Raw genomic sequence first — 12812 nt, 5'->3', positions numbered from 1 at the left:
TGTTCGCCGCCGCCCGCGACCCCCGCCTGTCGCAGGCGCTACAGGCCGGCGCGGATTGGGCGGCGGCGCAGGAACAGGCGATGACGCGCTTTGCGCCCGCCGCGGCCGATCTGGACCCCACGCCCTTGCGCGCGGGGCTGGCGCGGGGGGTGGGGTCGTTCTTCGGGCGGCTGTTCGGCCCCTATCGCGGGTCAACGGCCCAGCTGCAGGCTCTGTTGGTCGCGCCGATGCCGTCTGCTGCCGCGGATCGGCTGGCGCTGGTGGATGAACTGGTGGCCCTGCGCCGCCTGCGCCGCCTGCTGGCCGAGGACGAGGCCTATCTGGCTGCGACGCTTGGGGCTGACTGGCGGGGCGAACGCACGCCCTTTGCCCGGCTGGGGGCGGTGGCGGCTTGGCTGGCCGAACTGGACGGCTGTCTGCCGGACGGGGCGGCGGTCGTGCAGGCATTGACGGACATCCCCGACCCTGCGGCACGGGGCGACGCGCTGGCGGGTGCGGTGCAGGACGCGCGGGCGGCGCTGGCGCGGGTCCGCGACCGGCTGACCCTGGACCCTGTCGCCGCGGGGGTCGCGGGCGATGCGCCCATCGCCGATTGGCAGGCCGCGCTGTCGGGCATGGCCGATGCGCCCGCCCGCTATGCCGAATGGGCCGATCTGGCGCGCGACGCGCAGACCGCCGACCGCCACGGGGCGGGCTCGGTGGTCGAGGCCGTGCGCGCCGGGCGGCTGGCCCCGCAGGATGCCGCGACCGAGTTCGCCTATGCCTGCGCCGAGGCGCGCTGGAACGCCGCCCGGCAGGCCCGCCCCGCGCTGAACGATCTGCCGAAGCTGGACCGCCACGACCTGGTCGGCCTGTTTCGCCAGCTTGAGGCGGAGCGGATCGAGGCCACCAAGACCCTGATCCTGTCGCGCCATTTCGACCAGCTGCCCCGCGGCACGCAGGGAGAGATGGGCCTGATCCGTGGAGAGATCGCCCGCCGCCGCGCACACAAGCCGGTGCGCTGGCTGATGCGCAACGCGGGCGCGATGGTCCAGCGCATCAAGCCGGTGATGCTGATGAGCCCGATCTCGGTCGCCCAGTTCCTGCCGCCCGACGCGGTCAGTTTCGATCTGCTGGTCATCGACGAGGCGTCGCAGATCCGCCCCGAGGACGCGTTGGGCGTCATTGCGCGGGCGCGCCAGATCGTCGTGGTGGGCGACCAGAAGCAGCTGCCGCCGACGTCGTTCTTCGACCGCCTAGTCGATGATGCCGAGGACCTGGACGAACCCGAAGACGTCCCCCAGGGCGCGAACGTGGCCGACATGGAGAGCATCCTGTCGCTGTGCGAGGCGCGGGGCCTGCGGTCGCGGATGCTGGAATGGCATTACCGATCGCGCGACCCGTCGCTGATCCGGGTGTCGAACGCGGAATTCTATGACGACCGGCTGGTGCTGCCGCCGTCGCCCCTGCAGCTGGACCCCGATTACGGGCTGAAGTTCCGGCGCGTGTCGGCGCCTATGCCGTACGGGGCAGCGGGCAGGGGCGTGCGGGCACGAACCGCATCGAGGCCGAGGCCGTGGTCGCCGCCATGGCCGACCACGCCCGCAACTGGCCGGGCCTGTCCCTGGGCGTGGTCGCGTTCTCCAAGGCGCAGGCCGACATGCTGACCGAGGTGGCGGATGCCGCCCGCCGCCGCGACCCGGCGCTGGACGCGCTGCTGCGCGAGGGCGGGGCCGAGGATGTGTTCGTCAAGAACATCGAGAACGTGCAGGGCGACGAACGCGACGTGATCCTGATCTCGGTAGGCTATGGCCCGTCCGAACCCGACGGTCCGCTGACGCGGATGCAGTTCGGGCCTGTCAACGGCGAGGGGGGCGAACGCCGCCTGAACGTGCTGTTTTCGCGCGCGCGGATCCGGTGCGAGGTGTTTGCGTCCTTTGATCCGGGCCAGATCGACCCGTCGCGCACCACCCGCGAGGGGCCGCGCGTGCTGAAGCGGTTCCTGGATTTCGCGCAATCGGGCATCATCGAGGAACGCCGCCCCACCGGGCTGGCCCCCGACAGCCCGTTCGAGGAGGACGTGGCCCGCGTGATCCGCGATCTGGGCTATCTGGCCGATCCGCAGGTCGGCAGCGATGGGTTCCGGATCGATCTGGGCGTCCGCCATCCCGACCGTCCGGGCCAGTACCTGGCGGCAGTCGAATGCGACGGCGCGGCCTATCACGGCGCGCTGTGGGCCCGTGAACGCGACCGGTTGCGCCAGGATATCCTGGAGAACCTGGGCTGGCGGTTCCACCGCATCTGGAGCACCGACTGGTTCCACCGCCGCGAGGTGGAGATCGCGCGTCTGCGCGACACGCTGTCGCAGGCCCGCGACGCGGCGCAGGATGGCATCCGCCCGCGCGGCGCGAACCACGCGGCGCGGCCCGTCCCGCTGGACGCCCCCGAACCGGCCCTCGAACTGACGCAGCCGTCGCTCTCGGCGCCGCCCTATCGCCGGGCGGAGCTGCAGGCCCCGCCCGAGGGAGAGCCGCATGACCAGCCCGACGTCGTGCTGGCCGAACTGGCCGCCACCGTCATCCGCGCCGAAGGTCCGGTCCATGCCGATGAGGTGGCGCGCCGCATCGCCGCCGCGTTCGGCAAGACTCGCACGGGCAGCCGGATCGGAGAGGCCGTGGCCCGCGCCACCGCGCTGGCCCTGCGCCGCGACACGGACCTGACGCGACAGGGCGATTTCCTGATGACCCGCGCGCAGGCCGACAGCCCGCCCGTCCGCGACCGCAGCGCCGAGACCGGCAGCCTGCTGAAGGCCGCCTGCCTGCCCCCGCAGGAGATCGCCGCCGCCGCGCGAATGATCCGCACGGAGAACGGCGGGATGACGCCCGACCAGCTGACCCGCGCGGTGGCCCGGCTGCTGGGCTTTCAGCGCGTTGGGCCGGACCTGTCCGAGGCGATATCGGCGGTGCTGCTGGGGATGGCCGCGGCCTGAGGGCTATTCCCCGCCGGGCGGAATGCGATTATGGCTGCCGCAGGGGGCAAGGAGCCGGACCGATGCGCGTGGACCTGATCATCTTCGACTGCGACGGCGTCATCGCCGACAGCGAGGTGCTGTCCGCGCAGGTGCTGATCGACCAGCTGGCGCGGCTGGACATCGTCGTGACCCCCGACGACGTGCGCCGCGACTTTCTGGGGCGCAGCTTTCCCACGGTCGCGGCATCAATCCGCGACCGGTTTGCCCTGACCCTGCCCGATGATTTCGAGGCGACCTATCGCGCCCGCCTGCTGGCGCGGTTCGACACCGATCTGCGCACGACCCCGGGCTTTGCCGCGATGCTGGCGCAGATCCGGCTGCCGGTCTGCGTCGCGACCTCGTCCAGCCCGCCGCGGGTCGCACGGACGCTGGCGGTGCTGGGGCTGGCGCAGCGGTTCGGCGCGGATGTGTTCACGGCCAGCCAGGTGGCGCGCGGCAAGCCCGCCCCCGACCTGTTCCTGTTCGCCGCCGACCGGATGGGCGTCGATCCCGCCCATGCGCTGGTGATCGAGGACAGCCAGCCCGGCCTGCAGGCCGCCCGCGCGGCGGGGATGCGGGTGCTGCAGTATCGCGGCGGCGCGCATCTGGCAGGCCAGCCCGTGGCTGACCAGGGGTTCGACTGCTGGTCGCAGTTTCCCGACCTGCTGGCCGGCATGCAGGTCACCGCATGACCCAAGGCCATTTCACCCCCGAAACCACCCGCCTGGACGACGCGGCCCGCGCCGGCTGGCTGTATTACGTCGCCGGAAACACCCAGGACGAGATCGCGCGCAAGCTGGGCGTCAGCCGCCAGACCGCACAGCGGCTGGTCGCGATGGCGCTGGCCGAACGGCTGGTCAAGGTGCGCCTGGACCACCCGATCGGGCGCTGCATGGATCTGGCGCGCGCGCTGCAGGACCGTTTCGGCCTGCTGACCGCCGAGGTCGCGCCGTCCGACCCCGAGGCGCCGGACCTGCTGGCGGGCATCGCCATCGCCGCCGCGGCGCATCTGGAACGCGTGCTGAAATCGCCCGAACGGCGGATCGTCAGCCTGGGCACCGGGCGCAACCTGCGCGCCACCGTGGAACAGCTGCCCCGCATGACCTGTCCCCAGCATGTCGTCGTGTCCCGCCTTGGCAACATGATGGAGGATGGGTCGGCCACCCCCTACAATGCCACGATCCGGCTGGCAGAACGTATCGGCGCGCCGCATTTCCCTTATCCGCTGCCGGTGCTGGCGCATGATGCGGCGGAACTGGCGGCGATGCAGGGCCAGCAGGCCGCCCGCAACACGATCGATCTGTGCGCCCGCGCCGACCTGTCGCTGGTGGGCATCGGCCAGATGGACATGACCGCGCCGCTGCATGTCGACGGCTTTCTGTCCGAGACCGAGATGGAGCAGCTGGCCCGCGCCGGCGCCGTCGGAGAGATCACCAGCTGGGTCTATGACGCCCAAGGCCAGGTGATCGACTGCGATTTCAACCGCCGCGTCGCATCGGCGCCGCTGCCCTGTGGGACCGACCGTCCGGTGATCGCCGTCGCGTCGGGTCTGGCCAAGCTGCCGGCGATCCGCGCGGCGATGGTGGGCGGGCTGATCAACGGCCTGGTCACCTCCGAGGCGACCGCGGAACGTCTGCTGGGCTGAAGAACTGTCGCATGCTCAAGCCGTTAGGCCGTCGCTGCAGTGCGGCGGGGAATGTGCGTTGACAGATTCGTCAGACAGGGCGAGTATATGCCCATCGGAAGGGCAAATGCCCAACCGCCAAGGGAGGACTACATGACCACGACATTCCGCGCCCTTCTGGGCGCTACGGCCCTGTGCGCTGTCGGCACCATCGCCGCCGCCCAAGACAACGTGACCCTGACGATCGCGACCGTGAACAACGGCGACATGATCCGCATGCAGCAGATGACCGCGCCGTTCACCGAGGCGAACCCGAACATCCAGCTGGAATGGGTCACGCTGGAGGAGAACATCCTGCGCGAGCGCGTCACGACCGACATCGCCACCAGCGGCGGGCAGTACGACGTGCTGACCATCGGCACCTACGAGGTTCCGATCTGGGCGGCGCAGGACTGGCTGACGCCCCTGAACGACCTTCCCGAAGGCTATGACGTCGACGATCTGGTCCCCGCCGTGCGCGCGGCCCTGTCGGTCGACGACACGCTGTATGCCGCGCCCTTCTATGCGGAATCGGCCATGGTGATGTACCGCACCGACCTGGCCGAGGCCGCCGGCGTGACCATCTCCGCCAACCCGACCTGGACCGAGATCACCGCCGCAGCCGAGGCGATGACCGACAAGGACAACGAGATCTATGGCATCTGCCTGCGCGGCAAGCCGGGCTGGGGCGAGAACATGGCCTTCCTGACCGCCATGGCCAACAGCTATGGCGCGCGCTGGTTCGACATGGAGTGGGCGCCCCAGTTCGACAGCCCCGAATGGCAGGCGACGCTGACCGACTATCTGACGCTGATGAACGAATACGGTCCTCCGGGCGCGTCGTCGAACGGCTTCAACGAGAACCTGTCGCTGTTCCAGCAGGGCAAGTGCGGCATGTGGATCGACGCGACCGTCGCCGCAAGCTTCGTGACCGACCCCGAGGATTCGACCGTCGCCGACAGCGTGGGCTTTGCCCAGTTCCCCAACAAGGACGGTGTCGACAACCACGGCAACTGGCTGTGGGCGTGGAACCTGGCCATCCCGGCCTCCAGCCAGAAGCAGGAAGCGGCCAAGACCTTCGTGGCCTGGGCCACCAGCAAGGAATACACCGACATGGTGGCCGCGTCCGAGGGCTGGCGCGCCGCACCTCCGGGCACGCGGACCTCGCTGTACGAGAACCCCGACTATCAGGCCGAGGCGCCGTTCGCGGCGATGACGCTGGAATCGATCAACGCAGCCGACACGCAGAAGGCATCCGTGCAGGATATCCCCTATACGGGCGGCCAGTTCGTCGCGATCCCGGAATTCCAGGGCATCGGCACGGCGGTCGGTCAGACCTTCTCGGCGGCGCTGGCAGGCCAGATGTCGGCTGAGGACGCCCTGGCTGCCGCGCAATCCAGCACGGCCCGTGAAATGGCCCGCGCGGGTTATCCCAAGTAAGCCGCGACCCGCGCCGCCCCCGACCTGCGGGGCGGCGCACCCCCCATTCCCCCCCGAGGACGCAAGCCATGGCCACCCGCCAGACCGCAAGTCTTGCGCGCCTGATGCGCGCACCTGCCATCATCCTGCTGCTGATCTGGATGATCGTCCGTTGGGGATGACGCTGTATTACTCGTTCCTGAACTACAACCTGCTGAACCCGGCATCGATCAGCTGGGCGGGGTGGTTCAACTATCAGTATTTCTATACCGACCCGGCCTTCTTCGACGCGATCTGGAACACGCTGGCCCTGGTGCTGGGCGTGCTGGCGATCACCGTCATCGGCGGCATCGCCATCGCCCTGCTGATCGACAAGCCGATCTTCGGGCAGGGGATCGTGCGGATCCTGATCATCTCTCCGTTTTTCGTGATGCCGCCGGTGGCCGCGCTGATCTGGAAGAACATGATCATGCACCCGTCCTATGGGGTCTTTGCCGACATCTCGCGCGCCTTGGGCCTGCAGCCGGTGGACTGGTTCGCGCAATATCCGCTGACCTCGATCATCATCATCGTGGCCTGGCAATGGCTGCCCTTTGCGACGCTGATCCTGCTGACCGCCCTGCAGTCGCTGGACGGCGAACAGATGGAAGCCGCCGAGATGGACGGCGCGGGCGCCGTCAGCCGCTTCATCCACCTGACCCTGCCGCACATGGCCCGCGCCATCACCGTGGTGGTGCTGATCCAGACAATCTTCCTGCTGGGCATCTATGCCGAGATCCTGGTGACCACCAATGGCGGTCCGGGCAATGCCAGCACCAACCTGACCTATCTGATCTATCGCGCGGCCCGTCTGAACTTCGACATCGGCGGTGCGGCCGCGGGCGGCATCATCGCGGTCATCCTGGCCAACATCGTCGCGTTCTTCCTGATGCGCGCCGTCGGCAAGAACCTGGATTGAGGAGCACCCCATGGCACGCGCAGTGAACACCCGCACCAAGGTCGGCTATACCGTCGCCGCCTGGATCGTCGCCTTGGTGATCTTCTTCCCGATCCTCTATACGATCATCACCAGCCTGAAGACGGAACAGGAGGCGATTTCCGGGTTCAACCTGATCCCGTCCTTCACGCTGTCCAGCTTTGAGGCGGTGCAGACCCAGAACAACTACTGGAAGCCCTTCACCAACTCGGTGATCCTGGCGGTCGGCTCGACGATCCTGGCGCTGATCGTGGCGATCCCGGCGGCCTGGGCGATGGCCTTTTCGCCGACCAAGAACACCAAGAACATCCTGATGTGGATGCTGTCGACCAAGATGATGCCCGCGGTCGCGGTGCTGGTGCCGATCTATCTGATCTTCCTGCGCACCGGGCTGATGGACACGCGGATCGGCCTGACGGTCATGCTGATGCTGATCAACCTGCCGATCGTGGTCTGGATGCTGTACACCTATTTCCGCGAGATCCCCGGAGAGATCCTGGAGGCCGCGCGCATGGACGGCGCCGGGCTGCGCGACGAGATCCTGTACGTGCTGACGCCGATGGCGATCCCGGGCATCGCCTCCACCATGCTGCTGAACGTCATCCTGGCCTGGAACGAGGCGTTCTGGACCATCCAGCTGACCACCACCAACGCCGCGCCCTTGTCGGCCTTCATCGCCAGCTTCTCCAGCCCGCAGGGGCTGTTCTGGGCGAAACTTTCGGCGGCATCCGTCATGGCCATCGCGCCGATCCTGATCATGGGTTGGTTCAGCCAGAAACAACTTGTCCGCGGCCTGACCTTCGGCGCGGTGAAATAAGGGGACCATCATGGGACGCATTACCCTTGAAGCAGTGACCAAGCGGTTCGGAGACGTCGAGGTCATCCCGCCCCTGAACCTGGACATCAACGATGGAGAGTTCGTGGTGTTCGTCGGGCCGTCGGGCTGCGGGAAATCCACGCTGCTGCGCCTGATCGCCGGGCTGGAGGATACATCCGGCGGGCGCATCCTGATCGACGGCAAGGACGCCACCGACACGCCCCCCGCCAAACGCGGCCTGGCGATGGTGTTCCAAAGCTATGCGCTGTACCCGCACATGTCGGTCAGGAAGAACATCGCCTTTCCGATGCGCATGGCGGGCGTGCCGCAGGACGAACAGGACCGCCGCATCACCTCGGCCGCCAAGGCGCTGAACCTGACCGATTACCTGGACCGCAAGCCGGGCCAGCTGTCTGGCGGCCAGCGCCAGCGCGTGGCCATCGGCCGCGCCATCGTGCGCGAACCGGCGGCCTTCCTGTTCGACGAACCGCTGTCGAACCTGGACGCCGCCCTGCGCGTCGGCATGCGCCTTGAGATCAGCGAGCTGCACAACCGGCTCAAGACCACGATGATCTATGTGACCCACGACCAGGTCGAGGCGATGACCATGGCCGACAAGATCGTCGTGCTGCGCGCCGGCCACATCGAACAGGTCGGCAGCCCGATGGAGCTGTACCGCGCGCCCAAGAACCTGTTCGTCGCAGGCTTCATCGGCAGCCCCAGGATGAACCTGATCGACGGGGCGGCGGCGGCGGAATACGGCGCTCATACCATCGGCATCCGGCCCGAGCATATCGCGGTGTCGCCCGATCACGGCAAATGGCGCGGCCGCGTCGGCGTCAGCGAGCATCTGGGATCCGACACGTTCTTCTATGTCGAGGATACGGGTCTGGCCGACACGATCACCGTCCGGGCGGGCGGCAACATCGACCTGCATCACGGCGACACGGTGTTCCTGACCCCGGACGATGCGCAGATGCACCGCTTTGACGCCACGGGGGCCCGGGTGGCATGATGCTGTCGGGAAAGTCCGCCCTGATCACCGGGGCCGCGCGCGGCATCGGGCTGGAATTCGCCCGCGCCTATCTGGATCAGGCGCGCGCGTCGCCATCTGCGACATCAACCTGGACGCCGCCCGTCACGCGGCCCAGGGCCTGGGTGACGGCGCCATCGCCGTCGCGCTGGACGTGACCGATCAGGCCAGCATCGACGCCTGCGTGGCATCCGTCGAACAGCAGTTCGGCGGCATCGACATCCTGATCAACAACGCGGCCCTGTTCACCGCCGCGCCCATCGTGGACATCACCCGCGCCGATCACGACCGCATCATGGCGGTCAACGTGTCGGGCACCCTGTTCATGATGCAGGCCGTCGCGCGGTCGATGATCGCGCGCGGGCAGGGGGGCCGGATCATCAACATGGCGTCCCAGGCCGGGCGCCGCGGAGAGGCGCTGGTCGCGGTCTATTGCGCCAGCAAGGCCGCGGTCATCAGCCTGACGCAATCGGCGGGCCTGAACCTGATCGCCCACGGCATCAACGTGAACGCCATCGCGCCGGGCGTGGTCGACGGCGAACATTGGGACGGCGTCGATGCGTTCTTCGCGAAATACGAAGGCAAGGCCCCCGGCCAGAAGAAGGCCGAGGTCGGCGCCGCCGTCCCCTTCGGCCGCATGGGCACCGCGGCCGACCTGACCGGCATGGCCGTGTTCCTGGCGTCCGACGGGGCCGGTTACATCGTGGCCCAGACCTATAATGTCGACGGCGGCAACTGGCTCAGCTGACCGCCGCACCCCCTGCAATTCCCGGCCCCCCGCGCGCATCACGCGCAGCGGATGTGGGGCGCTTTGACGAAAGGTCCGATCATGGCCATCCAACTGACCCAATCCGCACTGGCCGGGCTACCCGACACGGTGGCACGCCCCGCCTATGACCGCAGCGCCCTGACGCCCGGCATCCTGCATGTGGGCGTGGGCAATTTCCACCGCGCGCATATGGCGTGGTACCTGGACCGGCTGTTCGCCCAGGGGCGCGACCATGACTGGGCCTGCGGGGCGCGGGGGTGCGTCCGGGCGACGCCGCGATGCGCGACCGGCTGGCCGCCCAGGACTGGTTGACCACGCTGGTCGAGCTGGACCCCAAGGGCCTGTCGGCGCAGGTGCTGGGATCGATGGTCGATTTCGTGGCCGTGGACCCGCGCGCGACCATTGCCGCGATGGCCGATCCCGCGATCCGCATCCTGTCCCTGACCATCACCGAGGGCGGGTACTATGTCGACGCCAAGACCGACGGGTTCGACGCGGGCCATCCCGACATGGTGCATGACGCAGGCGCGCCCAATGCGCCGCTGACGGTGTTCGGCATGATCCTGGCGGCGTTGCAGGCCCGGCGCGATGCGGGGCACGCGCCCTTCACCGTCCTGTCCTGCGACAACCTGCCGGAAAACGGCCATGTCTGCGGGCGCACGCTGATCGGTCTGGCGCGCCTGTCCGACCCTGCCTATGCCGATTGGATCCAGGCCAACGTGGCGTTTCCGAACAGCATGGTCGATTGCATCACGCCCGCGACCAGCGACCGCGAACGCGCGCTTGTCCGCGAGCGCTTCGGCATCGAGGATGCCGCCCCCGTCGTCTGCGAGCCGTTCCGCCAATGGGTGCTGGAGGACAACTTTCCCCAGGGCCGCCCCGCGCTGGAGGCCGTCGGCGCCGAATTCGTGACCGACGTCAGCCGCCATGAACTGATGAAGCTGCGCATCCTGAACGGCGGCCACGCGGCCATCGCCTATGCCTCGGCGCTGCTGGGACATCACTTCGTGCATGACGCGATGGCGGACGCGGACATCGCCGCCTGGCTGCGCGCGCTGGAGACGCGCGAGATCGTCCCGACCCTGCAGCCGATCGCGGGCGTCAGCTATGACGACTATCTGGCGCTGATCGTCAGCCGCTTTTCGAACCCGGAAATCGGCGACACGATCCCGCGTCTGTGCCTTGACGGGTCGAACCGTCAGCCGAAATTCATCCTGCCCACGCTGCGCGACCGGTTGGCGGCGGGCGGGTCCATCGACGGTCTGGCGCTGGAGCTGGCACTGTGGTGCCGCTATTGCGAAGGCACGACCGAGGCGGGCGAGCCCATCGCGCCCAACGACGACGCCCATGCGACCCTGCGCCAGCACGCGCTGGCCGCGCAGGACGATCCGGCGGCGTTCCTGTCCCAGCACGCGATCTTTGGCGACCTGGCCGTGTCCGCGCCGCTGGTCGCGGCATTCGGCGACGCGCTGACCGCGCTGCGCCGGGACGGGGTGCGGGCGACGCTGGTAGCCTATGCCGCAGGTGAGCCCCGCCCCTGAGCGCCGGCGCGGCGGCCTCCCAGGAATGCCGGATGGCGCGCCCCGCTGCAGGAAACTGCCGGGGCCTTTCCGGCGCTTCATATCGATGCCGTCGGGGGCTGATCAACGTTCGAAGGCATGGCTTCGGACAGTGCAGCGCTTGTGACAGGGGTCGCAGCCTTGGCCAGCACGGCGCAGGGCTGCGGATGCGCGGGGTTTGCAGACGCTAGCGGCTGTGCCTAAGTCGGAGGCTATGAAGGACCTATCCGGCGTTTCTGATCAAAGCATAGGGCACAAGCTGTTCGACCGACGGTTGGGCAGCCTCAGCGGCATGATCGTCGCCAACAGACCGCTGCCTGATACGTCGATGGGATGCCTCCTGAAAAAGGGGTTCTGCTCAAATCGCTCTGCCGTTCGCCGGTCGAACAATAATCTACCGTTTCCAGAGTTCAACTTTCTGAGGCGTCTCAAGCAGCGGGAAATTCTCGAACGTGGACCGGATGGTACCGGCCGTCTCCGCTCAAACGCGCAATGGAACGCGCAGCGATGACCGATGCGCCGATCCTGTTGTTGGGGGCAGGCCATGCCAATCTGCTGGCGCTGCCGCCGCTGCGGGCGGCGCTGCCGGGGGTGGCGATCCTGCTGATCGACATGGCCGATCGCGCGACCTATTCGGGGATGTTCCCCGGTCTGGTCGCCGGCCATTACCGCGCGGATCAGATCAGCGTCGGGCTGGCCGATTTCGCCGCACGTCACAACGCGGAATTCCTGCGCGCGGGGGTCACCGGGATAGACCCCGACGCGCGGCAGGTGACGGTTGCGCGGCCCTGCGGTGCGGTGCGGCGGCTGGATTATGCGCAGGCGGCGCTGGATCTGGGCAGTCACGGCGCCATGCCCGAGATCGAGGCTTTCGCGATCATGCCCACGCCGTAAAGCCGCTGCGCGCCGATATGACGCTGCCGGACAGGGGCCTGCCCTCGGTCGTGATCGGCGGCGGCGTCGCGGGGGCCGAGATCGCGCTGGCCCTGTCCCACCGTCAGCACGCGCCCGTCACCCTGATCGAGGCCGGGCCCCGCATCGCCGCCACCCTGACGCCGCGTGGCCGCGCGCTTCTGTGCCGTGCGCTGGATGGGGCGGGGGTCACCGTCCTGACCGGCACGCGGGTGGGCCGTGTCGGGGCCGAACATGTGGTGCTGGACGACGGTCGTCGGATCGACAGCGCCCTGACCCTTGGCATTGCAGGGGCACGGGCCGCGGACTGGCTGGCCCGCGACCTGCCAGTGGGTGATGCGGGTTTTGTCCAGGTGGGGCCCAGCCTGCAGGTTCCGGGCCATCCCGACCTGTTCGCGGCGGGTGACTGCGCATCCATGACGCATGCCCCGCGACCCAAGGCCGGGGTGTTTGCCGTGCGCCAGGCCCCGGTTCTGGCGCAAAACCTGGCGGCGCGGCATCAGGGGCGGGGATGCAGGGCCTTCCACCCGCAGCGCGATTATCTGAAGATCGTGTCCCTGGGCGGGCGTTATGCCTTGGCCGAATGGCACGGGATGGCGCTGCAGGGTGCATGGCTGTGGCGGTGCAAGGACCGGATCGACCGGGGGTTTATCGGGCGCCTGACGGACTAAGGGC

General features: G+C 68.6%; 9 protein-coding genes and 3 pseudogenes. All 12 read left to right on the top strand.

Annotated elements, in window-relative coordinates; translation table 11 throughout:
- On the top strand, positions 1–1646 hold a 1646-nt coding region (locus TY51_RS20065; protein WP_304413096.1), incomplete at its 5' end, for a DEAD/DEAH box helicase.
- Positions 1568–2968, top strand: a complete 1401-nt coding sequence (locus TY51_RS20060; RefSeq protein WP_156117869.1) for a DUF3320 domain-containing protein — start codon at positions 1568–1570, stop codon at positions 2966–2968. The genes TY51_RS20065 and TY51_RS20060, both read left to right, overlap by 79 nt.
- Positions 2969–3030: 62 nt before the next feature.
- Entirely contained in the window at positions 3031–3681 is a 651-nt protein-coding gene (locus tag TY51_RS04160; RefSeq protein ID WP_042246214.1) for an HAD family phosphatase, read from the top strand.
- Positions 3678–4634 (top strand): sugar-binding transcriptional regulator, encoded by a 957-nt coding sequence (locus TY51_RS04155; RefSeq protein ID WP_042246210.1) that lies wholly within the window; start codon positions 3678–3680, stop codon positions 4632–4634. Before TY51_RS04160 ends, TY51_RS04155 begins: the two co-directional genes overlap by 4 nt.
- 132 nt (positions 4635–4766) lie before the next feature.
- Positions 4767–6092, top strand: a complete 1326-nt coding sequence (locus TY51_RS04150) for a sugar ABC transporter substrate-binding protein (RefSeq protein ID WP_042246199.1) — start codon at positions 4767–4769, stop codon at positions 6090–6092.
- 68 nt (positions 6093–6160) lie between these two features.
- Positions 6161–7029 (top strand): annotated as a pseudogene (locus tag TY51_RS04145) (carbohydrate ABC transporter permease).
- Positions 7030–7039: 10 nt separating this feature from the next.
- Positions 7040–7864, top strand: a complete 825-nt coding sequence (locus TY51_RS04140; protein WP_042246197.1) for a carbohydrate ABC transporter permease — start codon at positions 7040–7042, stop codon at positions 7862–7864.
- A gap of 10 nt (positions 7865–7874) precedes the next feature.
- Positions 7875–8879 (top strand): ABC transporter ATP-binding protein, encoded by a 1005-nt coding sequence (locus tag TY51_RS04135; protein WP_042246195.1) that lies wholly within the window; start codon positions 7875–7877, stop codon positions 8877–8879.
- Positions 8876–9645 (top strand): annotated as a pseudogene (locus TY51_RS04130) (L-iditol 2-dehydrogenase). The gene TY51_RS04135 and the pseudogene TY51_RS04130 overlap by 4 nt, the downstream one beginning before the upstream one ends.
- Before the next feature lie 81 nt (positions 9646–9726).
- Positions 9727–11207, top strand: a pseudogene (locus TY51_RS04125) (mannitol dehydrogenase family protein).
- A 525-nt stretch (positions 11208–11732) separates the two neighbouring features.
- Positions 11733–12119, top strand: a complete 387-nt coding sequence (locus TY51_RS22475) for a hypothetical protein (protein WP_197054634.1) — start codon at positions 11733–11735, stop codon at positions 12117–12119.
- Positions 12014–12808 (top strand): FAD-dependent oxidoreductase, encoded by a 795-nt coding sequence (locus TY51_RS22470; RefSeq protein WP_373960329.1) that lies wholly within the window; start codon positions 12014–12016, stop codon positions 12806–12808. Before TY51_RS22475 ends, TY51_RS22470 begins: the two co-directional genes overlap by 106 nt.
- Positions 12809–12812 lie beyond the last annotated feature (4 nt).

The sequence above is a fragment of the Paracoccus sp. PAMC 22219 genome, from assembly GCF_000787695.1.
Classification (GTDB): domain Bacteria; phylum Pseudomonadota; class Alphaproteobacteria; order Rhodobacterales; family Rhodobacteraceae; genus Paracoccus.
The sequence above is the reverse complement of the archived record's forward strand: the minus strand, read 5'-3'. Positions and strand labels throughout refer to the sequence as shown.

What these genes read in the sequence shown, in the direction of transcription:
- TY51_RS04140 (WP_042246197.1), top strand. Translation starts at nt 7,040, where the DNA reads ATGGCACGCGCAGTGAACACCCGCACCAAGGTCGGCTATACCGTCGCC.
- TY51_RS20060 (WP_156117869.1), top strand. Translation starts at nt 1,568, where the DNA reads ATGGCCGACCACGCCCGCAACTGGCCGGGCCTGTCCCTGGGCGTGGTC.
- TY51_RS04135 (WP_042246195.1), top strand. Translation starts at nt 7,875, where the DNA reads ATGGGACGCATTACCCTTGAAGCAGTGACCAAGCGGTTCGGAGACGTC.
- TY51_RS04155 (WP_042246210.1), top strand. Translation starts at nt 3,678, where the DNA reads ATGACCCAAGGCCATTTCACCCCCGAAACCACCCGCCTGGACGACGCG.
- TY51_RS22475 (WP_197054634.1), top strand. Translation starts at nt 11,733, where the DNA reads ATGACCGATGCGCCGATCCTGTTGTTGGGGGCAGGCCATGCCAATCTG.
- TY51_RS04160 (WP_042246214.1), top strand. Translation starts at nt 3,031, where the DNA reads ATGCGCGTGGACCTGATCATCTTCGACTGCGACGGCGTCATCGCCGAC.
- TY51_RS04150 (WP_042246199.1), top strand. Translation starts at nt 4,767, where the DNA reads ATGACCACGACATTCCGCGCCCTTCTGGGCGCTACGGCCCTGTGCGCT.